The organism is Corynebacterium sp. HMSC064E07, from assembly GCF_001815745.1.
In the GTDB taxonomy this organism is placed as follows: Bacteria; Actinomycetota; Actinomycetes; order Mycobacteriales; family Mycobacteriaceae; genus Corynebacterium; species Corynebacterium jeikeium_D.
The window spans coordinates 308843-333918 of the sequence record NZ_KV821828.1 but is presented as its reverse complement, the minus strand read 5'-3'; the positions used below and the strand labels follow the sequence as shown (position 1 = coordinate 333918).

At 58.3% G+C, this 25076-nt stretch carries 18 protein-coding genes and 2 tRNA genes; 11 read left to right on the top strand and 9 right to left on the bottom strand.

Features of this window, described 5'->3' with window-relative positions; all coding sequences use genetic code 11:
- Positions 1–150: 150 nt before the first annotated feature.
- A complete protein-coding gene (locus tag HMPREF3053_RS11115) occupies positions 151–390 on the bottom strand; it encodes a hypothetical protein (protein WP_070653404.1) in 240 nt (79 codons plus the stop codon).
- Positions 391–792: 402 nt separating this feature from the next.
- On the opposite strand from HMPREF3053_RS11115, the gene HMPREF3053_RS10090 reads away from it, so the two are divergent.
- The 3 genes from HMPREF3053_RS10090 (at position 793) to HMPREF3053_RS10080 (ending at position 3461) form a co-directional block, all read left to right on the top strand.
- Entirely contained in the window at positions 793–1410 is a 618-nt protein-coding gene (locus HMPREF3053_RS10090; RefSeq protein ID WP_049189877.1) for a DUF4352 domain-containing protein, read from the top strand.
- 78 nt (positions 1411–1488) lie between these two features.
- Positions 1489–2577: a type I restriction enzyme HsdR N-terminal domain-containing protein gene (locus tag HMPREF3053_RS10085; RefSeq protein WP_069359323.1), complete on the top strand. Its 1089-nt coding sequence runs from the start codon at positions 1489–1491 to the stop codon at positions 2575–2577.
- Between the two features lie 74 nt (positions 2578–2651).
- Positions 2652–3461 (top strand): tyrosine-type recombinase/integrase, encoded by an 810-nt coding sequence (locus tag HMPREF3053_RS10080; protein WP_049189880.1) that lies wholly within the window; start codon positions 2652–2654, stop codon positions 3459–3461.
- Between the two features lie 146 nt (positions 3462–3607).
- Here the strand turns inward: HMPREF3053_RS10080 and HMPREF3053_RS10075 are convergent, their stop codons facing one another.
- Both HMPREF3053_RS10075 and HMPREF3053_RS10070 read right to left on the bottom strand, forming a co-directional pair.
- Positions 3608–4252, bottom strand: coding sequence for a TetR/AcrR family transcriptional regulator (locus tag HMPREF3053_RS10075; RefSeq protein WP_016422282.1), 645 nt, complete (start codon positions 4250–4252; stop codon positions 3608–3610).
- 95 nt (positions 4253–4347) lie between these two features.
- Positions 4348–4536 (bottom strand): hypothetical protein, encoded by a 189-nt coding sequence (locus HMPREF3053_RS10070; protein ID WP_042388509.1) that lies wholly within the window; start codon positions 4534–4536, stop codon positions 4348–4350.
- Between HMPREF3053_RS10070 and orn the strand changes: the two genes are divergently transcribed.
- Together orn and HMPREF3053_RS10060 are read left to right on the top strand one after the other, a co-directional pair.
- Positions 4535–5188 (top strand): oligoribonuclease, encoded by a 654-nt coding sequence (gene orn / locus HMPREF3053_RS10065; protein WP_016422281.1) that lies wholly within the window; start codon positions 4535–4537, stop codon positions 5186–5188. The two genes, HMPREF3053_RS10070 and orn, sit on opposite strands and share 2 nt — an antisense overlap.
- A 142-nt stretch (positions 5189–5330) precedes the next feature.
- Positions 5331–5406 (top strand) — tRNA-His (locus HMPREF3053_RS10060).
- Between the two features lie 104 nt (positions 5407–5510).
- Here HMPREF3053_RS10060 and HMPREF3053_RS10055 read toward each other — a convergent pair.
- A complete protein-coding gene (locus HMPREF3053_RS10055) occupies positions 5511–6305 on the bottom strand; it encodes an ABC transporter ATP-binding protein (RefSeq protein WP_049172923.1) in 795 nt (264 codons plus the stop codon).
- Between the two features lie 102 nt (positions 6306–6407).
- A complete protein-coding gene (locus HMPREF3053_RS10050) occupies positions 6408–7424 on the bottom strand; it encodes an FtsX-like permease family protein (protein ID WP_239272274.1) in 1017 nt (338 codons plus the stop codon).
- 149 nt (positions 7425–7573) lie between these two features.
- Between HMPREF3053_RS10050 and HMPREF3053_RS10045 the strand changes: the two genes are divergently transcribed.
- Both HMPREF3053_RS10045 and HMPREF3053_RS10040 read left to right on the top strand, forming a co-directional pair.
- A complete protein-coding gene (locus HMPREF3053_RS10045; RefSeq protein WP_065421673.1) occupies positions 7574–8779 on the top strand; it encodes a sensor histidine kinase in 1206 nt (401 codons plus the stop codon).
- Between the two features lie 61 nt (positions 8780–8840).
- Positions 8841–9524 (top strand): LuxR C-terminal-related transcriptional regulator, encoded by a 684-nt coding sequence (locus HMPREF3053_RS10040; protein WP_080969579.1) that lies wholly within the window; start codon positions 8841–8843, stop codon positions 9522–9524.
- A 53-nt stretch (positions 9525–9577) separates the two neighbouring features.
- Here HMPREF3053_RS10040 and HMPREF3053_RS10035 read toward each other — a convergent pair whose 3' ends face one another.
- On the bottom strand, positions 9578–10747 hold the full coding sequence (locus tag HMPREF3053_RS10035; protein WP_049172917.1) for a L,D-transpeptidase: 1170 nt from the start codon (positions 10745–10747) through the stop codon (positions 9578–9580).
- A 652-nt stretch (positions 10748–11399) separates the two neighbouring features.
- On the opposite strand from HMPREF3053_RS10035, the gene HMPREF3053_RS10030 reads away from it, so the two are divergent.
- Positions 11400–11472: transfer RNA gene (locus tag HMPREF3053_RS10030), tRNA-Lys, on the top strand.
- A 175-nt stretch (positions 11473–11647) separates the two neighbouring features.
- Here the strand turns inward: HMPREF3053_RS10030 and HMPREF3053_RS10025 are convergent.
- The gene (locus HMPREF3053_RS10025; protein ID WP_038628049.1) at positions 11648–11929 is read right to left on the bottom strand and encodes a DUF3618 domain-containing protein; all 282 of its coding nucleotides are present in this window, start codon (positions 11927–11929) and stop codon (positions 11648–11650) included.
- Positions 11930–12079: 150 nt separating this feature from the next.
- On the opposite strand from HMPREF3053_RS10025, the gene bcp reads away from it, so the two are divergent.
- From bcp to HMPREF3053_RS10010, 3 genes are all read left to right on the top strand, one after another.
- Positions 12080–12607: a thioredoxin-dependent thiol peroxidase gene (bcp, locus tag HMPREF3053_RS10020; RefSeq protein ID WP_049172881.1), complete on the top strand. Its 528-nt coding sequence runs from the start codon at positions 12080–12082 to the stop codon at positions 12605–12607.
- Between the two features lie 75 nt (positions 12608–12682).
- Positions 12683–13342 (top strand): TetR/AcrR family transcriptional regulator, encoded by a 660-nt coding sequence (locus tag HMPREF3053_RS10015; RefSeq protein WP_049172878.1) that lies wholly within the window; start codon positions 12683–12685, stop codon positions 13340–13342.
- Between the two features lie 160 nt (positions 13343–13502).
- The gene (locus HMPREF3053_RS10010; RefSeq protein ID WP_070767656.1) at positions 13503–15257 is read left to right on the top strand and encodes a neocarzinostatin apoprotein domain-containing protein; all 1755 of its coding nucleotides are present in this window, start codon (positions 13503–13505) and stop codon (positions 15255–15257) included.
- 12 nt (positions 15258–15269) lie between these two features.
- Here the strand turns inward: HMPREF3053_RS10010 and HMPREF3053_RS10005 are convergent, their stop codons facing one another.
- Both HMPREF3053_RS10005 and HMPREF3053_RS10000 read right to left on the bottom strand, forming a co-directional pair.
- A complete protein-coding gene (locus HMPREF3053_RS10005; RefSeq protein WP_070767655.1) occupies positions 15270–15674 on the bottom strand; it encodes a holo-ACP synthase AcpS in 405 nt (134 codons plus the stop codon).
- The gene (locus HMPREF3053_RS10000) at positions 15671–24808 is read right to left on the bottom strand and encodes a type I polyketide synthase (RefSeq protein WP_246819398.1); all 9138 of its coding nucleotides are present in this window, start codon (positions 24806–24808) and stop codon (positions 15671–15673) included. The genes HMPREF3053_RS10005 and HMPREF3053_RS10000 overlap by 4 nt, the downstream gene beginning before the upstream one ends.
- Positions 24809–25076: the final 268 nt, after the last annotated feature.

Genomic DNA, 25076 nt, shown 5'->3' with positions numbered 1-25076 from the left:
GAGAGGACACGGACATGCGGCGGGCGATGTATCGGGGGTGTTTTACAGTAGGTTTTGAGGTCAAATTTACCCCCGTCGAGTGGTCAAAGATTGAAAACCATTCACCTTAACGCAGAATAAGGGCAGTCATAAAGAACGCCAAGAAAGGAATCATGCGATGGCCGCCCACACCGCCAAACGAGTCCTCATCATCGCAGCCTGTGTTGCAATTCCGTTCGCCGCTGCCTGCGGATCAAACAACGCCCCCTCCCTATCAAGCAGCAACATGTCGACCAGCTCGACATCAACGTCCTCGCCGTCAAGCACCACGTCCACTGAATCCACCACTGATTCTCCGTCTGAATCATCAAGCCCAAAGAACAGCCCCAACCCCACCCTAGAGCACACCACCGAACCTACCTCTTCACCCCGTGGAGGTGAGTCCACGTCCGCACGCACAACAGGGTATACCGAAGCCCCAGGCCAGGCAGAACCATCTGAAATGAACAAAACCGTGGCATCCTGCGGCGACCCCGCTTTGCATGAGACCGGGACAACATTCTTCACCGACGGTTCAAGCGGCTGGACGCAGCAGTGCGCCTCCCGGATGATGGCGCAGCAGCCGGCGGCGACACCAGAACCAGCTCCAGCTCCCGCCGCGCCGGCCCCTGAACAGCAGGAATCCTACGTAACCCCAGGCGCTTACTGTTCAGGAGGAGGAACAGGAGTCAGTAAGAACGGCACACCTATGACCTGCTCCGCCGGCCCGGACGGCCAAGCCCGCTGGCGCTCTCAATAAACAAAGGAAACGCAATGACTTTCGAAGACCGCACTACGCAAGCCGCCGCAAGGAAGCCGTTCTATAAGCGCTGGTGGTTCATCGCCGCGTCTTTTCTGCTTGTACTCTTCTTAGCATTACTAATCTTCACCCCAGCTCAAGAAAGTGCTCCGACAGACTCAGGTGACGTTGCTGAAGAGATCACCCTGCACCCAATTGGAGAACCAATCGAAGCACCTGGAGTCACCCTCACTGTCGAATCAGTCACACGTTCAGACAGTATCGAGCTCTACGCTGACGGATACAAACGCGGCTACATGCCAAATGAAACTCTCAACGCTGACAAAGGTGAATACGCCATCGTCAAAACTGACGTGAAGAACACCGGACAGTCCCCAATGGATCTCACATGCGGATTTGCCGTTCGAGCACTACTAATCAACACCGAAAATCAGGTTTACGACCCCATCGACAGTCTCTACCGCATTATCGATAACCCGGAATGCAATGACAGCCTAAACCCGGGGTTCGAGACACAAATGACTTGGGTGTACCAGATTCCATCGGACACCGAGCTTGGAGTATTTGGATTCACAAACCCAGATGTTAGCTATGACGATCTCGAGTTCGTCGATATTCGAGAATCGGAGTAAGCGAACTCGGAAAATAGGGCATTCACGCCGACTCATTTTCTTCACCGTCTGCCGAGCCACCAAAGAAAGGCAATAACCATGAGCATTGACCAAGCAGTCCAGAGTCTCGCCGCCAAGGTTCGAGAACTAAAGCCAATTATCGAAACGGAAGAAGCCACAAAAACGGCCTTTATCATCCCCTTCATAAGCACCGTCCTCGGCTACGACGTCACAGACCCCCGTGAGGTTATCCCGGAATATACCGCGGACGTGGGCGTAAAAAAGGGAGAAAAAGTAGACTTCGCCATCAAATCAGGTGATGACTTCCGATTCCTTATCGAATGCAAGAAAATCGGAGAACCGCTCCGACTAGATCACGCGAATCAGCTTGTCCGATACTTCAATGTCACAGATACCGAGTTTGCGATTCTTACCAACGGTGAAGTGTACGAATTCTATGCACAGCTAGACGCAGCGAATCGAATGGACGAAAAGCCATTCATGACAATCGACCTCGCTAACATCGATGCGCGTGTCTTCCCGCACCTCGAGATGTGCACAAAGACTCGCTTCGATTCTGAAACGATTGCGGCAAGCGCTGAGCAACTCAAATACATTTCTGAAATTCGCAAGGTTCTGGCATCACAGTTCAAGGAACCAGATGCTGATTGGGTTAGGCTCATCGCATCTCGAGTGACATCGCGCCGCATGACAGCGCAAAACCTTGAGATTTTCACCAAACTTGTCTCGACAGCTCAATCTCAGTTTCTTAAAGATGAGGCGAATCGTCGGTTGCGTTCGGCCCAGGATTTTGATGAAGTCCCAGGTGCGACACCGGCACCGTCGGCTGCTACCGCCTCCCCTGCCGAACCGGAGGAAACTGATGATTCCGGAATCGTGACAACGGAAGAAGAGTTGCAGGCATTTGGAATTATCCGCGCAATTTGCTGCAGCGAAGTCTCTGTTTCTGATGTGACCATGCGTGACGCGAAATCATATTGCGCAATTTTGTACCGCGATAACAACCGGAATCCGATTGCTCGTTTGTACTTCGACCGGCGCGTTCCACGTATCGGTATCTTCGATGCGTCGCGCACTGAACAAGTATTTGACCTCGGTGCGGTTGATGAGATTTACGAGCATGCGCAGCTTCTTCGCGAGCGCTGTATAGCGCTTCGCGATCAGTAACGCCAATGGCGCAGCAGACATAAAAATAATGATAGGGGCGCTCGACCCGACACCAATTCAGGGAACGCCCCAGGATGCCGCTGCATGTGGAGCCGTACTGGGGTGGGTGGCGGATTGGCCGGATTAAACGCTCTGATGTGCAAGCCTGGCTGGCCGAGTTCAGCGCTGGCGCGTCGACGGTAAGGAAGGCGCACGCTTGTCTCGCGCAGGTTCTCGATGTCGCTGTTGGTGACGAGGTGCTGGCTTCCAACCCGGCGCGCGGTGTGCGTCTACCCCGCAAACCGAAGGCGAAAAAGGTGTACTTGACCGCCGAGCAGGTCAAGACCCTAGCCAAGGATTCTAAGCGCCCTGAGCTCATCTGGCTGCTCGCTATCACCGGGCTGCGGTGGGGCGAAGCCGCAGCGCTACGAGTCCGTGACGTTAACGTTCTGCGCGGCCGTGTACACGTGGAACGGAACGCTGTCACCGTCGGCAGCAGAGTCATTATCGGCACGCCGAAAACACACGAGCAGCGCACGGTGGCAGTGCCGAAGAAGGTCATGCGGATGCTCGAGCCACTGCTGAAGGATAAGCTGCCGGATGCGCTGTTGTGGCCGGCAGGCAATGGTGGGCCACTTCCGACACCTTCGAAGCCGGATTGGTACTACGGGAACCTTGAACGCGTAATGAAGGCGAATAAGGGGTTTCCGTATGTGACGCCGCATGGTCTGCGGCATGTGGCGGCAGGATTGATGGTGGGATCTGGTGCGTCGGTGAAGGTTGTGCAGTCGCAGTTGGGGCATGCGAGTGCGGTAATGACTCTTGATACCTACGCGGATTTGTTTGATGGTGATTTGGATGCGGTGGCGGACGTGATGGATGAGCAGCTGCGTGGCGTGATTTAATGCAGCGGAAATGCAGCGGTTTCCCGGTTTTTGCATGCGTTTCTGCTGTTCATAGCGTCTTCATGGGTGGGTTCGAATCCTTCTGGGGGCGCAAAAATAACCCGCCTGAACTGGTTTTATACCAGATGCAGGCGGGTTTTTACTTCTTAGTTCTTCTTGTTATCCGCAGGATCCGGGCGCAAGTAGCGGTCAACCATGTCGACGACCTCTTCGACAGATTCCTTGTCTAGCGTCGCGTCCTTGCCATCCGGGCGCCACACCAGCACCATCGTCTGAATCAGACGGTAAATGTTGCGCGCCAGCAGATATGGATCGTGCTCGCGAATAGTGCCGTCTTCCTGCCCGTGACGGACACCGGGGAGAATGAATTTCTCCACAATTTCCAGCTGTGTATCGCTCATCTCTCCAGTGAGCGCTTCTAAGACACGGTCGGGATCTGTCTTGACCAGGCCAGGGAAAAAGTCACTTTCGATGATGCGTTGAACGACGATTCGAATACGCAGCAACATGCGAGCGCGCGAATCGCCAGGGACATAGCGGAGCCCCTCAAGCATGTGCAGGATTTCGCGGTTGGTCACTTCCCCCAGAAGCTCACCAATGTCAGCGTATCGACGATATACGGTCGGACGCGAAACTCCTGCCTTGCGAGCAATTTCTGCAATCGAAGTCCTACGCAAGCCCACAGTCATTACGCTTTCGCGCGCAGCGGCAATGATGACATCATCGACGGATGGTTTCTGTGCCGCAGTGGTGCTTTGAGCAGCGTCGCCAACACGCCTCGTCTCATCCATGTAACTATTTCTCCCGTTGGAATCCGAACTCAGAAGTAATTTTATCAGGCAAATAGGTCGATTTAGTTCATGCCCCGTTGTCCAATTCTAAGATCTTACTTTCCAGTTAATTTCGTTTCCCCCACAATTCGCTCCACAAACCACACGGCAATCCACACGCCCGACCACAGCACAATCCACATCGCTAAGCTGGGCGTAGTCAGCGTGTGCCCCACAGCCCAGTCCGGGCACAAAATAAGGCGCACTGCAGAATCATGCCGAATCTCAGCGAAAGGTGAAATCATGGCTCAGCCCGATCCCGACCTCCAGCTCTCCCCTGAGCTCGACCGCATCGTGTGGATTGACTGTGAGATGACGGGCCTCGAACCCGAGCGCCACGTCATTGTCGAAATCGCGGCTCTCGTCACCGATGCCAACCTCAACGTCCTCGGGGAAGGCGTGGACATCGTCGTGCACGCGTCCGAGACCGAATTGGCGCAGATGGATGATTTCGTCACCAAGATGCATGCGAAGTCCGGCCTGGATCAGGAAATTCGCGACAGCAAGACTAATGTCGCCGACGCCGAACAGGCTGTTTTGGACTACATCCGTCAGTGGGTTCCCGAGCCGCGCACCGCCCCACTGGCAGGCAACTCGATTGCCTCCGACCGCAAGTTCATCCACCGCTACATGCCAGAGCTCGACCAGCACCTGCACTACCGCATGATTGATGTCTCTTCCTTCAAGGAACTTGCCCGCCGCTGGTACCCCCAGGTCCTCAAGGGCGCTCCAGAAAAGGGTCTCGCTCACCGAGCTCTTGCAGATATCAAGGAGTCGATCCGCGAGCTGGACTACTACCGCCGCGCCATGCTTCTGCCCCACCCCGGCCCCGAAGGCGACGCTATTTCTGCCGCAAGCAAGGAATCGACGGAAAAGTACGGTGAGATTCGCGGCTAGCTCGCTTTACGACGACCCAAACCCCACCCTTTCCCAAATTTATCCGGGTTGACCTGCTGTTTTTGTTTCCAGCCCACTGTGGGCTACCATATAGTTCGCTGCAGAGATGAGCTGAGAATACAGCTCCTTTAATGCGGTAATGGTGACTGTAGTTCAGTTGGTAGAGCACCAGGTTGTGATCCTGGGTGTCGCGGGTTCGAGTCCCGTCAGTCACCCCAAGTAGAACCCTCGGCCAGGTTTTTCCGGGCCGAGGGTTTTTGTGTTTCCGCCCGGCGCGTCGCCGGGGTGGGCCTTTTTGCTGCTAAGTCCCCCCCCATAGTCACTACCGAGTAGCCACCAAGCCTGCATCCGCGGACTGCAGCTTGCCGTCAACCATCTCCACGATTCGGTCGGCACCGTGGAGCTGCCCCAGGTCGTGGGTGATGTACAGGGTGGCCACACCCATCTTCCGCGTCACATCCATAATCAGTCGCGTCACCGCCCCTGCACTCTTCTGATCCAAAGCCGCGGTCGGTTCGTCGACTAGCAGCACTTCCGGCTCATTCATCAGTGCGCGCGCAACATTGACGCGCGCCTGCTGACCACCGGAAAGCTGGCTCACGCGACGTTCTCCCAGCCCAGCCAGTCCGACTGCCTCTAGCAGCTCATCCGCGCGCTTCTCCGCTTCACGACGGCCACCCGCGGGCCACCCGAAAACACGGCCCAGTCGCCGCATTGCGATGAGCTGCTGCTTAACCGTCAGCGCTGGCAGAAGATTCGGCTGCTGGAAAACAATACCGATGTGTTCGCGACGAATCTTGGCAGCATCCGCGCCGCGAGCGCTCAAATCAATGGCCTTCCTTTCCGCACTCTCGTCCGCGCCTGCACCGTTCGCGTCCTGTTTGTTGGAGTACAGCGTGACATGTCCGGTATCGGCACTCTTCAAACAACCTGCGATGGTCAACAGAGTCGACTTGCCGGAACCCGATGGTCCGACCAGTCCCACTACCTCGCCTGCCCGGATCTTCAGCGAGATGTCATCCAAAATGGTGCGTTTGTTGTCGCCATCTTGGACGGTCAGCGAGATGTTCTTTAGAGCGAGTGCCACGGGAGCCTGGTTGTCGATGTAGGTAGTCATTTTGTCCTCAATTCCTCAATTCCTCAGTTGCAGGTTGTGCATGATTAACGCGATGTGAGTGTTCTGTGGGAAGCCGCCGTGCTAGGCCGTACTAACGAGCCACTACGCATTCGCCAATGCGGTGGTCGGATCGACGCGGAATACCGGCACCAGTGCCAGCAGCGCACCAACTACGCCGGTCACGGCCAGAATGAGCCCCGGTACGACGGTCGTGGAAGCATCGACCACAATTGGCATGACGTCGCCGCTCTGCAGAGCCCAGCCCGCCGCTGCAGTCACCGCAACACCGCCGCCGACTCCGATTGCCAGCACGGCCAGGACCTGCGCCAGAGAGTCAGCCACCAGCACGGAGCGGGACGCACCGAGCGCCGAGGAAATGGCCACACCACGCAGTCGTTGAACAGTCCACACGGTGAAGAACGCGCCTACCACCAGCGCAGAAATCACATACAGCATCGAGGTCATCGCGTTCAGCGAAGTCTGCTCACCCTGGTAGGAAGCCGACAGGTTATTGCGCTCGCCGTCGCGCAGAATGGTTCCTTCCGGGACATTCGGCAGCTGCGCCGCGGACTCGTCGACAACCATCGCCGCTGGCACCATCTGCCCCGGCGTCAGGTCTTCCATCACGCCGCGCCCGGCATAAATGACCGCTTGGTGATCCAGCCACTTATCCCCCGCCACGCGCGCAACGGTGGTCTCGTGCTCGCCCATCGCGCCAGACAGGGTCAGCGAGTCACCTTCCGCAATGGCGGTTTCACTGACGCCGTCGGTGACGGCCACCTGGTCGTCGTTAAGCGAAAAGTCGGAGATGACGGTGACGGGCGTTTCATCGACGCGCGCACGACTGACGTAGACATCGCGGATGGTGGCGTTGTTATCGTTCGCCCACGTCTGGACGCTCTTTCGCGCCGTCTCGCCGATACTTGACGACGACAGCGACGTGGCCCCCTCCGAGATGACGACGGCGTCGTTTTTGTCGTAGACCTCGTCCAGTGCGGAGACGGACTGGGCGGACAGGCCGGCGGCCAAAGCCGAGAGGAACGTGACCATCACAGCAATCATCCCGACGGTGATGGTGATCAGTGCGGCACGGCCTGGAGCGGCTCGAAGTTCTTTCATTGACTGGTACATACTCATTATGGTCGTGGATTCAAAGGCGGATTTAATCGCCATGGAGGTTGAACTTCGTCTCCAACTTTCGGTTGATGTTGACAATTCCGGCTCGTCAGCGGTGTTTTGGCAGGCGGAACTGCCCTAAGCTCGAGAGCGTGGATACTCCTGAGACCCTGAACCGCAGCTGGCAATTACTGCGGTTTGCCCTGGATGTTTTGGTGCTGGTGCTGCTGGCGGTATGCGTGGTTCCGGATCCGCAGTGGCGAATCATCACCTATGCGGCGTGTTTTCTAGCGGTGTACATCGCAGGTTCGGTCGGGCCGATTGGTCGGGCTCGGCATGGCAACGTAGCCAACGAGGTCGCGCTGACTAAGCCGCGTGGCCTGCTGTTGGGCTGGCTTGTGATTCTGCTGCTGTGCTGGGCGGCAATGTCGTTTGCGACGCTGGATGCCTCTTTCCTGGTCTTCCCGCTGTTTTTCGTAATTCTGCAGGTCACCGGTGGCCTAATGGCCGTGGTTATGGTGGTGGCAACGACGGCGACGGCAATCGGTGCTATCGCCGTCCACACTCCGCTGACATTTGGTGGTGTCCTCGGCCCCATTCTGGGTGGGACGTTTGTACTCACGGTGGGGCTGGGGTTCCGGCTCCTGCAGAAGGAGACTATCGAAAAGACCAAGGCGCTGGAGGAGCTCTCAGCTGCCCGCGCCCACTCGGAAGCACTGTCCCGTCGTGCCGGTGAGCTGGACGAACGCGCACGCCTCGCAGCCGATATTCATGACACCGTGGCGCAGGGGCTTTCCTCCATCCAGCTGCTGCTGCATTCGGTGGAGTCCCGCATGAAAAGTGCTCCCACTCAGCATGACCAGACCTCGGTGGATTCGCTACAGCTCGCCCGCAAGGTTGCGGCCGACAATCTCGCCGAGACCCGGCGCATCATCGCAGCACTTCAGCCGGCTCCCCTCGAAGGCGCAGACCTATCCGGCGCGTTGGAGAAAGTCTGCTCCTCCACGGTGCTGGGCGATGCTGTCAGCTTCTGCGTCGACGGCACACCCACGCGGCTGCCGGCCACCGTCGAAGCAACCATCATCAGGGTGGCCCAGGCGAGCTTGGCGAACGTCGTCAAGCATGCACACGCCACGCGTTGCCGTGTCACCCTGACCTACCAGCCCGACGAGATTCTGCTCGACTGCGTCGACAACGGCATCGGCTTCGACCCCACCGCACCAACTAACGACGACAGCGTGGGGATCGCCAACGCGCGCCGACGCGTGGAGAAGCTCGGCGGCACCTTCACCATCGAGTCGGAACCGGGGCGTGGCTGCGGTGTCAGCGTCAGCATCCCGCACGAGCTCGCCTCTTAAAGTCCCGCGCCTGGTATGCAGGTAGGAAACGACCATTCACATCACCCGAGGAGTTAGCCAGGTGACCAAGCCCATCGGAGTCCTCATCGCCGACGATCACCCCATCGTCCGCGCTGGTCTTCGCGCAGTCGTTGAATCGGCGCCGGATATCGTCGTGGTTGGCGAGGCGGCCAGCGGTGACGAGGCGGTCGAGAAGGTGCGCGCATCGCTTGACGACGACTCTTGCGACCACATCGATCTGGTACTCATGGACCTTCGCTTTGGTGAGGCCCCTGGCACTGCTACCCGCGCAGGCGGAGTTGATGCCACCGCAGCCATCCGCGCACTGGCCGGGCGCGGCGCAAAGGCTCCAGAAGTGTTGGTGGTGACCAATTATTCTTCGGACTCCGATGTGCTCGGCGCTGTCACCGCAGGCGCAGTTGGTTATCTGCTGAAGGATGCCGCTCCGGAGGAGCTCATCGATGGTATCCGTCGTGCCGTTCGCGGCGAGACCGTGCTGAACACACAAGTGGCCGGGCGCTTGATGGGTCGGATGCGCAACCCCAATACAGCACTAACCCCGCGCGAACTCGAAGTGCTCGAGTTGGTCGCGCGGGGTATGTCGAATAGAAAAATTGCAGAACAGCTGGTGCTCACCGAAGCGACTGTGAAATCGCATCTGGTACATATTTTCACCAAGCTAGACGTCAGCTCCCGCACCGCGGCTGTTGCTCGGGCGCAGGAGCTGGGAATGTTGGGTGATTAGGAAACGGACTAACCCGCGTGGCTTAAATGATGGCCTCACTTAGAGGACATGGACTACCAAGAGCTGGTCTCGTCGGCGTTGCCCTTCTTCCAGGTCTCCCACGGGATGTTCCAGTCACCGAGTCCATCAACACCGGAGAGCGTCTCACCAATCGTATTCTTCACAATCACGATGTCACCGCGCTTAGTGTTGTCCAGGAACCACTTAGCGTTGGCGTCAGTGACGTTGATGCAGCCGTGAGACTGGTTGACGCTGCCCTGTGCCCACGTTGACCACGGTGCACCGTGGACGTAGATACCGGAGTAAGACATCTGCGTTGCATAGTTAACCGGCGTGACGTAGCCACCGTTTTCCAGAGACAGGCCGTAGGTACGAGAGTCCATCACCATGGTCTCGTTGCGATCACCGATGATGTACTGGCCATTCGGAGTCGGGTGAACATTCGACCCCATAGAGATAGGCATGGAGTTTACGACTTCACCGTTCCTCTTAATGACCATGGTCTTCGTCGCGTCATCAGCGATAGCAATGACTTCATCACCGATAGTGAAGCTGGTTTCGGCGGACTCCGCACCGTACATATCGTCACCAAGATCCGTGCCGTAAATATCGGACTTCACGGTAACCTTGGTCCCCGGCTTCCAGTACTCCTTTGGACGCCAGCGCACCTCACTGTTATTCAGCCAGTAGAAAGCGCCTTCCACCTTAGGCTCGGTGGTCACCTTAATTGCTTCCTCAGCAGCCTTGCGGTCCGAAATACTCGCGCTGAATTTCACAGCAATAGTCTGACCGACACCCACGGTGGAACCATCCAGCGGGGACAGGTAACCATTTACCTGAGAAGTCGGCTCGACGGTGGTGAAAGAAGTAGCCAGCTTTTCTGTGCCCGAGGTGGCGTTAATCTCATAGGTCTTTGAGTAGCCCAGGGGTTCTGCAGTGGTCCACTTGGTACCACTGGAGTCGAGCTTGCCCTTGACCTCTTTGCCCTCAGGGTTGGTCATAACAACCTTGTCCAGGCGATGTCCCTCTTCCACCTGAACCGAAATCGGGTCAACCACCGAAACATCGGTGGCGTCGTCCTTCACACTGGCGACAAGACCAACGTCTGGCTTCTCCGCCTCTTGCTGCTCGGCATTATCTCCGCCGACGGTACAAGCAGCTAGCGAGATGGTGGTCGCAAATGTCACCACCGCCATCGACAGGCGCTTAAAAGATTGCCGCATGATCGTGCTTCACTCCAACAGTGCAATTATTAAGTAGTAAGTCCCGGGGACACACTGCGACACACAGCGGAGTCCTGCTACAGCCCCTGGTGCGCCCTCGAAAAAGGTCAGACTGCCCTGCAGCGGCACTAGCCACCGATAAAACGCTCGCCCTAACTGAAAAGCCTTATTGACTGCCCAATCGCAGTCATCAACCCCTCACAGGGCGCAGCACGCAAAGTAGCCCAACGGTTCCTACAGTTAACCCTCTGGAAAATTGCTGTGCAACCCCAAAAAACCGGGGCACTTCAACCGACCTGGGAAAACAGCGCCCCCTTGAAGCTGCGTTACCGAAAAGTAATCAGTTCGCTATTCAAAAGTGCCACCGGACGCTTCCGGACGTTACTGAACACTGTCGAACGTAACTCCGACATCTATGCACACTCCCAACGTCGATGGCATTGATACAGGCCCTACCCCACTTTGAGGATTTCCAAACTTTTTTTGAACTTTTTTCAAACGGTTGCGCAAAACCTTTCAAAAAACATGCAAAAACATCAATTCAAAAACAGCATCTGACCAGCCGATTTTACAAACAATCAGAAACCTGGTTATATATCTTCTCGTTGCCGGCGAGGAGCTCACACAGAGAGCACCAAGCAGGAAACAGTAAGCGCCATTAGCTCAACTGGCAGAGCAGCTGACTCTTAATCAGCGGGTTCGGGGTTCGAGTCCCTGATGGCGCACAATACAGACCGGGAAGGTAGAAATACCCTCCCGGTCTTTTTGTTGCATAACAAGCGTAGGCGCCAACTTGCAACCCTCGCTCGCACCCCACGCCTGACTCAAACAAGGGTTAGATACGCAAAAGCGCACGACCCCAGGCAACCACCCGAAGCGCGTGCGCTAATTACCGAAAAACTATTTAGCAGCAGTCTCAATCATCTCGCGAATGCGGTCAATTTCCTTGCTGCGATTGCGGTTGCGACGAATGCCCATTGCGATGCCACCAACAACAAGTGCGGCAACGACGCCCAGTGCTGCCTGCACCTTCGGCTCATTCAGAGCATCGAAAACACGGGTCTTTGCGTCATCCGCAACGTTCTTCGGATTCGTTCGCACGGTTAGCTCATCCAGAGTACGGGCGAGCTGGTTACGGTTACGCTCAATATCGCGCTGGATATCTTCAATGCTGCGAGCCACGTAAACTCCCTAAAAAGTTGAATATCTAAAGTGATTGTTCGCCTAAAAGACTAACACTTCCACTACAGCAACGTGGGCGAGCACGGGGAAAAACTCAACGCATTGCTTCAGAGTCGACACGCACCGCTCCAGAGTCGATACGATGAAGCCATGACTACTTCTTCCTCCAGCGACAAAGAATACGGCCAGAACAACATCCGTCTGGAAGCTGGCGACCCTGCCCCAGCGTTTACTCTTCTCAACGACGCCGAAGAGCAGGTTTCTCTGTCGGACTACGCGGGCAAGCCCGTGCTGATTTACTTCTACCCGCGGGCCAACACCCCAGGTTGCACCACTGAGGCATGCGACTTCCGCGATGAATCCGCTGCCCTGAACGATGCCGGCATTCCTGTCGTAGGTATTTCTCCGGACAAGCCGGCGAAACTCGCAAAGTTCCGCGAGGACCACGGCTTAAACTTCACCCTTCTGTCCGATCCGGACAAGGAAACCATGACCGCATTCGGCGCTTTCGGCGAGAAGAAGAACTACGGCAAGATTGTCCAGGGCGTCATCCGCTCGACTTTCCTGGTTAATGCCGAAGGAGAAATTGAAAAGGCCTGGTACAACGTTCGCGCCAAGGGGCACGTCCAGCGCGTACTGCGTGACTTGGGCGTGGAATCACAGGCTTCCGAAAGCTAACTAGCCGCAAGGCCTACTTTGACCCTGGCCCCAAACTCTCCTCCCACATCATCCCGATTAGACGGTTTCGTAGTAGTGACTCAATCCCAGGACGCACCGAATATTCTTCGTCCCCGTCGCACTCCGGCTCAGCAACGCAGCCGAGAGCGGTACGCACGCATGCTCAGCTCGGCACGCACAGTGCTCATCGAGCACGGGTTTGAGTCTTTCACTTTCGACGAAGTCGCTCGCATCGCAGATATCCCCATTGGCACGCTCTACCAATTCTTCGCAAACAAGTATGTGATGATCTGCGAGCTCGACCGTCAGGACACCGAGGCCGTCATCGAGGAAGTCTCACGCTTCGGCGAAACAGTCCCCACCTTGAAATGGCCGGAGTTTCTCTCGGAGTTCATCGATCACCTGGCAAAACTCTGGCGCGAGGACGTTTCCAGAAGAGCCGTATGGCTGGCTGTTCAATCAACGCCCGCCACACGCGCAACCGCAGAAGATACGAAGTCACGCCTGGTCACCGAGATTTCAAAGGTGCTGCGCCCGCTGGTGCCGTCGTCAAGCGATGCGGAACTGAACTTCATCTCCGACCTCATGATTAACGCCACGTACGCCCTGCTGAATTATGCGGTGGACCATCCGGGAAGCGATGCTGAGCGGGAAGCTCATTACGAGCTGACGGTGCAGGAAATCAAACGCATGACAATCTCTTATCTCATGAGCGTCGCGGAGGCCGCAGACTAGAGAGCACCCCTCGCCCACCTCGGCAGGGGCATTTATTGCCCTTATCAATACGCGGAGGGTAGGCTTGCCTTAGTTTACGCTTTACTCTGGTCAGCGCGGTGGGGTTCCCTGTTTTTCGCCGCGCCTGCGCCGGAACTCCCAGACAGAATCAGAGGTTCACATGTCCACGACGCAGGGCGCTTTCCGACGGAGCCTGCTTCCCCGCTCTATTGTTCTAGCTTCGGCAATCGTAGTGAGTACGGGATTTTTACCCGCAGTCCCCGCATCGGCACAGTCACTGCCATCGATTGGACAGCTCGGCGGTTCGCTCCCCGGCATCGGCGACCTTCTCGGCGGCAGCACCGATCAGTCTGAGCGCCAGCTCTCCGTGACCCCTGCCACCGATCTGTCCGACGGCGCCACCGTGACCATCAAGGGAGTCGGCTACCCCGCTAACGCAAATATTTACCTGGCCCAGACAATCGAGAAGCCAAAGTCGGGCTACCCCTCGACCTACGGCGAAGCGGCCAAGGTCACGGTTGGCGCGGACGGAAGTTTTACGCAGGAGATGAAGGTCACGACCAGCTTTGGCGATGTCGACTGCACCTCTACCCAGTGCTACGTAGCCTCCTTTACCGCGTTCCCTAATCTTTCTGACCGCAGCAATGACCAGTGGGTCCCCATCACCTTCAAGGCGGGTGCTACTTCCCAGGCTGCTCAATCGCAGGGTTCCACCGGCGCGGCGCCGAGCGGTGGCCAGAGCACTGGTTCGGGCTCTCAGTCGGGCTCACAGTCACCGTCCCAGTCACGAGGTAACGCATCGGTGAGCCTGTCCAAGACCTCAGACTTGAACCCGAGCGGCGACACCATTCGAGTCGAAGGCAAGGGATTCAAGACCTCTGGACCGGGCATCTACGTCGGTATCGCGCAAAATGACCAGATGGATGTGACCAACGCCGATTCCTTCGGCCCGGATACCCAGTTTGTGTCTACTTCTCGCGGCAACCTGAAGTCCGACGGCAGCTTCAGCGTGGATCTTCCGGTCAGCGCGAAGTTCGGCACGGCAGACTGCATGCAGAACGCTTGCTCGGTCTACACCATTGCTGCTCACGGTTCTTCCGACCGCAGCCAGGACACGGCGACCTCGGTATCGTTTGCCGGCGGAGCTGCCAAGCAGGACGCTACCCTGCCCTCCGGCGGTGGCTCCTCACAGTCCGCAGGCAGCGCAAGCTCCGGCACCAGTGGCAGCACAGGGTCTAGTGGAACGAGTAGCACCAGCGCTTCCAGCGGCTCCAGCAGCTCCAACGGCAGCAGCTCCTCGACCGGCACCCCGTCGGTAAGCCTGTCCACCACGGAACTGAACCCGTCGGGCAGCACCGCAATTACCGTCTCCGGCAGCGGATTCAAGACCAGCGGCAACGGCATCTACGTCGCAGTGGCTGAGAAGAACAAGTTCTCCACCACCAACGCTGATGCTTTCTCCGCCGCTGAGTTTGTCCGCACCTCCCAGATGTCCTCCGACGGCAGCTTCTCCACAACGCTCAATGTCGAGGCCGTCACCTCGGCCGCCAACTGCGTCGAAAATGACTGCGCGCTCTACACCTTTGCTGCTCACGGTTCCTCCGACCGCAGCCAGGACACGGCCACGAACCTCAGCGTCGGCGGCTCCGCCAAGGAACGCGAAGAAGCTGTGAAGGCCGGTGCCTCCAAGACCGGAGAGTCCAAGGCCAGCGGCTCATCCAAGGCATCTGGCAAGGCTTCCGCAAAGTCCAATGCTTCCGGTAATGGGCTCGACGAAGTTGATGTGCAGACTCAGCAGGCTGCGACCAACTCTCCGCTCCAAACCGCCGCAGTCGCCGGAACCGGCGCAATCCTGGGCGCGCTAATCTTCGGTGCCGGCATCCTGGTCGGTCGCCGTCAAAAGTCCGTCGATTAGCGCGGCGCCGGACTAGTCCAGGCGTACGACGGCGATTGCGTAGTCGCCGTCGTGCGAGATGCTTAACGACGGCCCCAGCTGCCACTCCTGATCGTGGAAATGGCGGCTCACAGCTCCGTGGAGACTGATGCTCACGCGACCGTAGGCATCCGGCTGAACCTCTATTTCCCGCCAGTCCAGCTGATCTCGCGCAATCGGCGGTTGGCTGCCAAAGAGAGTCTGCGACCAGGCCTTGATGAAGGCTTCCTTCGCAGTCCAGCGGCCCGCTAAGTGACGCGCCAGCGCGCCGCCGACTGCTCCGCGGCGCCTAGCTACCAGTAGCTCCGCAGGTGTGAAAACAGCCTGCGCGAACTGACTTCCTGGCATATTCAGCTGCTCTTCGAAGCCCGGAATATAGACGAGGTCTACGCCAATCATGGCTGGAGGACACCATCGATCAGACGGGCGCCGTCGGAAAGCAGAACTGCCTTTTCCAATGCAGCGGGTGAACCGAACCGACCACCGTCCGCGAGGTTTCGCTCGCGTGGACGCTCGTAGAGAGCTTCCCCACCGTAAATAGCCTCATCAATGCGACGCAGACCAGCCGCTTCGCGGTTGTGCGCCGCGGACCGCCAACGCTCCGCAGCCTCAGCGCCATCATGCTGCACTATCGCTTGGTAGAAAGCTTCCGGATGGACGACTGCCACCAGTGCCGAGACATGTCCGAATCCGAGCGAGGTAACAAAGCCAGCCTTCAGCGGCAACGTATTGCCGAAATTGACTGCCTTCGTTGGCCATACCAGACGCGAATGCGCAGCCAATGCGGGATCGACGCAGTCCAGCGATCGATTACCTGGCACAATGCCGCTGCGCAATACCTGGGTCAGACCAATGATCTGGAACGCTGCAGCTCCACCCTTAGCGTGTCCGGTCAGCGATTTCTGAGAGACCACCAGCAGCGGGTTAGAGCGCTCGCGACCGAGTTCATCTGCAATGCGTTCATGCAGTTCGGACTCATTTGGGTCGTTGGCATTGGTCGAGGTGTCGTGCTTGGACAACACCGCGACCTGATCCGCAGTGACATCGAGTGCTGCAAGGGCGCGAGCCAACCGAGACTTCTCGCCGCCCTGAGCGGCCGCTAGCGCACCCAAACCCGGCGCCGGAATGGATGTGTGCGCGCCGTCGGCGAAGGACTGGGCGTATGCGACGACACCGAGCACGGGGAGCCCCATGTCACGAGCGATGTCTCCGCGAGCCAACAGCACCGTGCCACCGCCTTGCGATTCCACAAAACCTCCGCGTCGACGATCGTTCGGCCTGGAGAAGTACGCTTGGTCGATGCCTTTGTTTTCCATGGTGGCGGAGTCAGCGGTGGCGGCCATGTCGCCGAAACCTGTAATTCCCTCTGTGGATAGGTCATCGAAGCCACCTGCGACAACGAAATCTGCCTTACCCAGGGCAATCTTGTCGACGCCCTCCTCCACCGACACCGCTGCCGTCGCACAGGCTGCGACAGGGTGAATCATCTGCCCGTAGCCACCGACATAAGACTGCATAACGTGGGCGGCAATAACATTTGGCAATGCCTCCTGCAGGACGTCATTGGCTCGCGGTTGCCCCAGCAGGCCGTCGATGTAGAGACTGCGCAGCGACTCCATCGCACCAATACCTGTGCCCTGGGTCGACGACACTCGCGCCGGGTTGACCGCTTCCAGCAGTTGCGCTGGGCTGAAGCCCGATGACAAGAAGGCATCGACAGTACAGACAATGTTCCACAAGCTCACGCGGTCCAGATTGTCCATCATGTCTGCCGGAATACCGTATCGTGCCGGGTCAAAGCCCTGCGGAATTTGACCGCCAACATAGCGGCTCATCGCCATTCGGCGCGGAACCTGCACTGGTGTGCCAGCAGCCCGTGTCACAAGCCACTGCCCTGTCTCGGCATCGAAGCTCGCAGTGGTGTTGTCCGGGTTGGAACTGACAAAAGTCTCCGCTGCCGCGCGGTCACGCACAGCAAAGCTCAACGCACGATCCAGGTAGACCGTGGTCAGCTCAGTCATCGTATTATCAACCAAATCGCCATCATCGGCGTAACGACGCACACCAACTCGCGCCAGCACTTCATCGCGGTAGCGCGTAGCAATATCGCTTTCTGCCAACGGTTGCCCATCGGCGTCACGCCAGCCACCCTCATACGAAATCAACCCCATTGACCAGGCTAATTCCACAATTCCTGCTGCAGAGATATCATCAACTTCAGCCTCAAAGCGCGTCCGGGAAGAACCGTACGGCCCAAGCTCACCGGCGCCCACGATGACCACCATGTCCTCCAGAGCCGCTGCGATGTCACCAAAGGTCGGTGTTGTCTGCGCAATTGGTCGGCGTGGGCTTGGCAGGCCGCTCAAAACACGGCTTGACGACGGCTCCTGCGAGCGCGCCCCGCTAGCGACCTCGGAGCTTTGAGCTGTTGGGCCAGCCGCCTGCGCAGCCTCCTGTGCCAATTGCGCAATGTTGAGGTCGACGTCACCCAATCCGCCGGTGAGATCGGCCTGAATCGGGCGGGTTTGTGCCTTCTTCCGAGCCTCCGAGCTCGCCAGCTCAATGAGTTCAGCTGCCATTTCTTCGGTGGAGAAGGTGCGTACTCCCTTTGCTTCCACTGCAGCAACGAATGGGTCGTTTCCACCCATCAGGTTGGTGCCTCGAACCCACCCAATCTGTGCATGAGCCAGAGTGGTGCGGGTGCGCCAAGCGTCCTCCACATTCCAGCGCGCCACCACGGCGTCGAGTGCGGCCTTGGCTTCCCCATAGGCACCATCACCGCCGAAGCGACCACGGTTCGGTGAACCCGGCAGCACCACATGCAAACGATGCTGCAGATTATTGTCCCCGCCGAGTGCTGACATCCCTGCGATGAGTCGTTCCACCGACCACAGAAGCAGACGCATTTGGGTCTCGGACGCAGGACCGGCATCGGCAAGCGAGCCTGAGACCGTAGGCGCCGCGAACGGGAATAGCAGCGTCGGTGACAGTGCAGGCTTGGTCACAACCACTTCCGCACCAATCGTCGTAGTCTGCTCGGTTCCGATCCAGTCGATAAGGGAATCCAGGTCCTGGAAGCTGGACAGGTTCGCCGGTACCACCCACAGCTTCGCTTCGCCCTGCGCATGCATACGGTAGAGCTGCTTGTAGAAGCTCAGGCGCTCATGTCCCAGGCGTGAGGTAGTGACAACAACGGTTGCGCCCTGAGACAACAACTGTGCAGTCACAGCGGAGCCAATCGAATTTGGCGATGCACCGGTAACAACAGCGATGTCGGCATTCATCGACAGTTCGTTCACATTCGTGATGGCCTCATCCGCCAGCTGTCGGTAGATACTCGCCAACTGTGTTCGCCCTGCCGCGTCTGCCTTGGCAGCCCACCACTGTGCCTGCTCGACTGCGGTTTCATGGATACTGCCCGGCGCGGTTTCAGCCACGCCCTCATCAGCGGCTGCCCAAAGGCGTGCTAGGTCATCGCGGGAGGTGGCCCAGCGGTCGTCGAGAAGCACTGCCTTGGTGGGCGTAAACGTCGGGGTGACCAGCTTCGGCCAGTCCGCACCGAGTTCAGCGGTGACGAGATTTACCAGGTTGCTGTCGGCGTCTTCGGCATCGAAGTCAGTGGCACCGGTAATTTCGTGGCCGAGTTGCTCCAGAATCGTGCGTGCAGCGGTGGCAAGAATACCTTGCTGGCCTGTCAGTTTATCTGCAAACTCAGTGAGTGCAGCCGAGTCGACCATTCCAGCGCTACTGTCGCTTGCCGACGGCTTAGCGACAGATACACCTCGCTGCGCGGCGACCGCAAGGATTGCTTCATCAATCAGCTGGTTGAGTTCAGCAGTACTGGTTGGGGCGGCCGGTGCCAGATGCGCAAGATCACCGCCGCGCAGGGATGCGCCCTCGCGAGTACCGAGCATCATCTCGGCGCTAACTGCGGTTGCCCACCCCTTGCCGAGCTGCCATTCATCGACCACATAGTCATCGATGTAATTCGCGCCTGCACCGGCAGGACCGGTAATCCGGCGAATACCGTCGGCAATGGCTTCGGAGAGAATCGGACCGAATGCCGAATACCCACTGGCCAAGCTATCAATCTTGTCCTTTAGATCAGCCAGTTCCGCATCTGCGGCCCCTTCGATTGAACCGAGGTCGAATTCCACTCCGAGATCGAGCAGCAGTTGATTGCGTCGAGATGAGACTCCATCGACCAGAGTCTCAATGGAGTCGGCGGCGCCGAGCTGGTCGGGGCGCACCTTCGTCCATTGGCAAATAAGAACTTCCAGCGCTTCTGCCGGGCTGACTGCGATATCAGCAACTTCGGCAGCCGGAGTGGCAGCACTCGTGATCGTGGTTGCCTGTTCGGTCGCCGCGGATTGGTCTGCGGATACCGCCGGCGCCGCTGATCCTGCTTCTCCCGATGCTCCTGCTGCTCCAGATAGGGTCTGCGCCGCGTCCTGCTCTGGTGTCACCTCCGACTCGGGCTCAGTCTTTTCCGGCTGAATTTGGTCGCGCATAAACGCTGCATCAGCATCACGCTCGAGATTGAGCACTCGAATGTCACGGCTTCGGTGGCGGGGCAACTGGCAGGTACGGGCAGCCAGGTTTGCCAGTGTGGGCGCTGTACCTACACCGACTTCAATAATGCGGCTGACACCGAGATCCTCAAGCAACAGATCCTGAGTTTCGACCCACCTCACCGGTGAGCAGAATTGCCAGGCCAGCAACTCGACCAGCAACATGCGGGCCAGGCGCGCCGGGTTTTCAGCAGCAGTATCAAAGTCGGCAAGGATGTTTTCCAGAATGTCTGAGTCGACGACTGCAGCCATCTGGCGGACGAACTTCTCGGTCAGCTCAAAAGAGGTCGCGGTGAGATTCGGGATATAGCGTCCCACCAGGCGTTCTGGAGCGATTTCCGCTGGCAGCAGCCGCTCCAGGTGTTTACGGAAGGAATCCACACCGTCGCGTAGGACACTGGAGTGGAATGGCACATCAATACCTGGGATACGCACGTATCCCTTGCCGTCCGAGCTGCGGCGCTCGCACTGTTCAGCCAGTGCCGCAAGGCCCGCGACGGTGCCGGCGACGGCGTACTGCTTGCCTGCCAGGTTGAGATTTACGACTTCGAGGAACTCACCGGTTTCCTGCGACAACCGATTAACAAACTCAGTGACCTCGTCCTCGCGTACGCCGATCTTGTACGGACGCAGGGCGCACAAACCATAGTTGGACCTCCCCTGCTCATCACGTTCGACCAGTTCATGCATGGTCAAACCGCGGCGGTAGACAACCTCCAACACGGCATCTGCGTCAAGCGCACCAGCGAAAGCCGCCAGCGCGTTGTACTCACCGACAGAGTGTCCCGCAAAGTGAGCTGTTTCATCCAGCAGCCCTGCTTCACGGAGCTCCGCAACCTGCGCCAGCCCCAACGTCGCCATCGCAACCTGGGTGAACTGAGTCAGATTCAGGACACCTTCTGGGTGGAAATAGCGCACACCATCCACAACCACCTCTACCGGGTTGTCCCGAACAATAGCCAGTACGGAAAAGCCAAGCTTCTCTCGGGTCATCGCATCCGCCTGGTCCCACACGCGGCGGGCCGCTACGCTGCGAGTCCGGGCAGACAGCCCCATCCCCTGTGATTGAATCCCCTGGCCAGGGAAGACATATGCAGTCGTCGGTGCGGCAATTACAGCAGTGGCAGTCAGTACCAGCTCGCCCTCTACTGTGGCCGTGACTTCACGGACTTCACCGGCGCCTGGACGGTCATCAAAACCACGGCGTTCGACAGAGAATTTCACTTCCTGACCAGGTAGAACCGGACTCAGCATAGTCGCAGTGAACTCAATCACCCGATTGCCAATGCCGGCATCCGACGTGGCAACAGCCGCATGCTCGGCCATCGCCGACAGCCACATTCCATGGACAATAACCCCTGGTAGACCAGCTAGCGCTGCTGCCCGGGAATCGACGTGGATAGGATTGCGATCGCCCGTGACACAGCTAAATGGCTCCATCGCCTTAGGCGCTTCCACGGTCAAGGCACCGCGGAAACTCCGTGGCGTATCCGTGACCGTTGGAAATGGCACAGTATTGGTCCGCGCTGTCTCGCCGCCGTTTCGGCCACGAATGGCAAAGCGTTCACTCAAGGTGGCGAGCAGCGTATCGCCATCACGAACCTCCGCGCGCACCACAACTAGTCGCCCTAAGTCCGTATCAACGGCCTCGTCGACACGCGCACTAATCCGCAACGTTGTGGTTTCCTGCGGCAGAGCTCCAATCATACGAATGTGATGCTCAAGGTGAACAAGCGCGAGCATGCCCTCAACAACATCAATGCCGGTCTCAGTACGCGCCTGCGCGACTGCCGCAAAAATCGCTGGCCAAGCATGCCCGACCAACGCGTCCGGCACCGTCGCCTGTGACTCATCGCCGGCAGCTGCAATAGTGACCGCATCGTAGTCAGCCATCGCCATCGGATCCCACACGGATTCCCACTCCGCGACCCCATCGACGATGTTTGCAAGCTCACCGCCAGCCGCGATTCGCGTCAGCTCCCGCATCGCGGCTGCCGCATCCTCATGCTTGACGACGGGCACTGCGCCCACCGCTGCACTCTGGCACAGGCGAATTCGCAGTTGCGTATTCTCCCCCGCAGCATCGGGCAGCGGAACGGTCAGCTGTGCCCAGACGAGCTCCTCCCCGCCCTCATCATTGCTGCCATCAGCTCCAATGGTCTCCAAAATGGCACCAGTACCTGGGTGCTCCAGGCGTTGTGAACGAGAGACATCACTTGCGTCAGATACACATACCCACTCATGTTCCGCGCCAAGTGCCAGCGCCGGATTCGGCTGCTGTCGACCAGCCCACCAAATCACAGGTGCTGCGAGCATCCGGCTGAGGGCGTCAACAGGTGCCTCCGGCAGGTAGCCGGTATCCGTCAATGCCTGTGCAGTAGCTTTTTCAAACCGACCCAGAATTTCCGCTACTGGCTCATTCGCGCGGGTAATGCCCGAAACAGCCTGCGGCCCTGGGATGATGCAGACTTGATCCGCATCGTAGCGAGAGTCATGCGCCTGCCATAGGGAGTCCGATCGCCACCAGCGACGAACCTCATCATCGATAACCGGAACGAATGGCACAGGTTTGCCAGGTGTGCGGCAGAGCTCAGAGATAAAGAAGGTGACATCTGCTGGGTGGAGCTGGGTATCCAGATCCAGCAGGCCGGACAGTCGCGAGATTTCGTTCTGCGGCTGGGTGTGCAAGCTGTCGCCGTCGGCAAGCGCGTCAAACGTGCCCGCGTCGACTGCATTCAGTCGTGCCTCTACGCGGTCGACGAGTGCGACGAAGCGCGTCGACCACGTTGGATCGAGGAACGTCCCTTCGGGCGCACACAGTTCGAGATAGCGGTTCAGCACCTCGGCATACGTCATGGTGCTGACATCTCCGAAGTACGGCTTCGCGGTGGCGTTAATCGCCTCGATGATCTCTGCGCGTCGTTCAGTCACCTTAGTGAGGTCACCTGCGACTTCGTCAAGCAATCTGCCTGCGCGTGCTGCGGCGTTATCAATTTCGTGGATATCAGCACCCAACTGGCTGCGCCCCGACGCCATGCCATCCATGGCGCTACCAGCGGGAATCCAGTTGTCAGTGCCGACGGTGTCGACCAACATTTGTTTCACGGACTCGGAGGCGGTCGACTCCTTTGCTGCCATCGCAGCTGTGCCGATGATGACAGCATCTACCGGCATCGGCGCCAATCCGCACCGTGTCGACCACGTGCCCATCAGATAATCACGGGCCTGCTCTGGCTTGCCGATACCGCCGCCAACAGCAAGCACCACATCTCGCTTGCGGATCTTTGCGTAGGTGTTAATTAGCAGGTCATCGAGATCTTCCCAGGAGTGGTGGCCACCGGCACGCCCACCTTCAACCTGCATGATGATTGGATACGGCGTGCCCTGCTGCGCCAAGGTGTCTGCAATTTCGAGCACCGACTCGATTTGAGCGATTGTGCCCGGTTTGAAGGAGATATGCGGAATCCCGCCCTCACGCAGCTGCTTTACTAGCTCAACTGCCTCGTCCACCTCGGGGATTCCCGCGGAGATGGTGACGCCATCAATCGGTCGCCCCGCTGCCACTGCGCGCGGGAGCAAACGGCGGCTTCCAATGTGCAAACCCCACAGGTACGGATCCAAAAACATGGTGTTGAACTGTGCACTGCGGCCCTCCTCGAGCAGATCGGAGAGTCGCGCCACATTAGCCTCGAAGATTTCCGGCGTGACTTGGCCGCCACCGGCCAGCTCCGCCCAGAACCCCGCATTCGCAGCAGCCGCCACAATTTCAGGGTCAACGGTTGTCGGGGTCATACCGCCGAGCAGAATTGGCGAGCGCCCGGTCAACTTGGTGAACTTCGTCTCGACACGGGGCTTGTCTCCAGTGACCAGACGCGGCGCAAACTCCAGCCACGATGTCGGGTGCTCAATGTCGCTCTCAGACAGGACGCCCCTCCCCGCAGCTGTCGCCGCAGGAATCACCGCCACGCCATAGCCTTCAGCGTTGCGTTCTGTCAGCTTGACGACGCCTGTGTTCGGCCCCAGATCCAAAATGGTGGTTGCTCCTTGGTCGATGAGCCCCCGTACCTCGGCGCTCCAGTCACTGGGGTCAACCAAGATTGCACGCGCAAGCCGGTCCGCCGTTTCCGCATCTAGCCCAATGCGCTCAGCTCGCTCCACTACCCATGCCACAGCAGGTACCAGCGCTGGGTGATGGAATGCGCCACTAACTGGCAGAACTGTACATTCGACTTTCCGACCCTTCGGCTGCTGCGTTGTGAGCTGCTCTGCCAGCTGGTCTAGTTCATCCTGCTTGCCGATAACTACGCTGGTAGTCTGCGTATTCTTCAGACCGATGACACAGCCCTGGGGGAGGAAAGGCTCCAACTCCTCGACCGTCAGGCCAGAGATACTCATCATCGGCGCGTGCCCAAATCCGGCTACTCGGCTTCCGCGCGCACACGCCACACCGATGAGGCGAGCTAGCGCCAGAAGCTCTGCTGCCTTCTCTGGGCGAGCGACAATCTCAGCGGCAAGAACACCTTGCGAATGACCGGTTACCGCTACCGCTTCGGTGATATTAATTCCCTGCTTTTCCAGCAACTCGACAATGCCCAACTGTGCCAAGACGATGCCCGGGACGCTGACCGCAGGGTTGGTTGTATCTCCGGTAAATGGCTCGTCTGTAACGAGTGAGATTGCCCAGCCAAAGGGGTCGAAACCTGCGGGAAGCTGGCCGATGAGATCGTCGTCAAGCGGTGTGAGCAGTTCCTCAGCGCGAGTGAAAACTTCCCGTAGTTTCTTTGAGTTGCCACTGGCCATGACGCTGGAGAGAGTGTCCAGCCATGGTTGCGATTGACCGGCGAAAGTGACTGCAAAAGTGCCCAGGTCTGGAGCAGTTACGACGTTGGTCTGCAAAGTGGCGAGTTTTTCGTATTTCACGTGGCTGAGGTCCTTGTCTTGTGGAGTACGAAATGAAAACATCTTTTGTTTCCAAATCCTTGCCAGGACACTATGCCATAAATCATGAGGAATCCATCATGTTTTTCTCGCGCAGTTTCGCGGCGCCATCAACGCGAAGATAATTTGCAGCCCCAAAACGAGAGGCTGAACACGGCTGCGAAATCAGCGAGTACAACGCTTCGAAAGCGCAAGAACTTCGCAGGTAGGAAACAGTGTTCCCCTGTCGAAAAGTTGCTTGCGCTTCACCACCCTGGCAGCGCCGGCGGTGGAAAATAAAACGCGGAAGACC

Bases quoted from the DNA above. Each gene is read 5' to 3' on its own strand.
- HMPREF3053_RS10090 (WP_049189877.1), top strand. From the start codon at position 793: ATGACTTTCGAAGACCGCACTACGCAAGCCGCCGCAAGGAAGCCGTTC.
- HMPREF3053_RS10085 (WP_069359323.1), top strand. From the start codon at position 1,489: ATGAGCATTGACCAAGCAGTCCAGAGTCTCGCCGCCAAGGTTCGAGAA.
- HMPREF3053_RS10080 (WP_049189880.1), top strand. From the start codon at position 2,652: ATGCCGCTGCATGTGGAGCCGTACTGGGGTGGGTGGCGGATTGGCCGG.
- HMPREF3053_RS10075 (WP_016422282.1), bottom strand. From the start codon at position 4,252: ATGGATGAGACGAGGCGTGTTGGCGACGCTGCTCAAAGCACCACTGCG.
- orn (WP_016422281.1), top strand. From the start codon at position 4,535: ATGGCTCAGCCCGATCCCGACCTCCAGCTCTCCCCTGAGCTCGACCGC.
- HMPREF3053_RS10070 (WP_042388509.1), bottom strand. From the start codon at position 4,536: ATGATTTCACCTTTCGCTGAGATTCGGCATGATTCTGCAGTGCGCCTT.
- HMPREF3053_RS10055 (WP_049172923.1), bottom strand. From the start codon at position 6,305: ATGACTACCTACATCGACAACCAGGCTCCCGTGGCACTCGCTCTAAAG.
- HMPREF3053_RS10050 (WP_239272274.1), bottom strand. From the start codon at position 7,424: ATGAAAGAACTTCGAGCCGCTCCAGGCCGTGCCGCACTGATCACCATC.
- HMPREF3053_RS10035 (WP_049172917.1), bottom strand. From the start codon at position 10,747: ATGCGGCAATCTTTTAAGCGCCTGTCGATGGCGGTGGTGACATTTGCG.
- bcp (WP_049172881.1), top strand. From the start codon at position 12,080: ATGACTACTTCTTCCTCCAGCGACAAAGAATACGGCCAGAACAACATC.
- HMPREF3053_RS10010 (WP_070767656.1), top strand. From the start codon at position 13,503: ATGTCCACGACGCAGGGCGCTTTCCGACGGAGCCTGCTTCCCCGCTCT.
- HMPREF3053_RS10005 (WP_070767655.1), bottom strand. From the start codon at position 15,674: ATGATTGGCGTAGACCTCGTCTATATTCCGGGCTTCGAAGAGCAGCTG.
- HMPREF3053_RS10000 (WP_246819398.1), bottom strand. From the start codon at position 24,808: ATGTTTTCATTTCGTACTCCACAAGACAAGGACCTCAGCCACGTGAAA.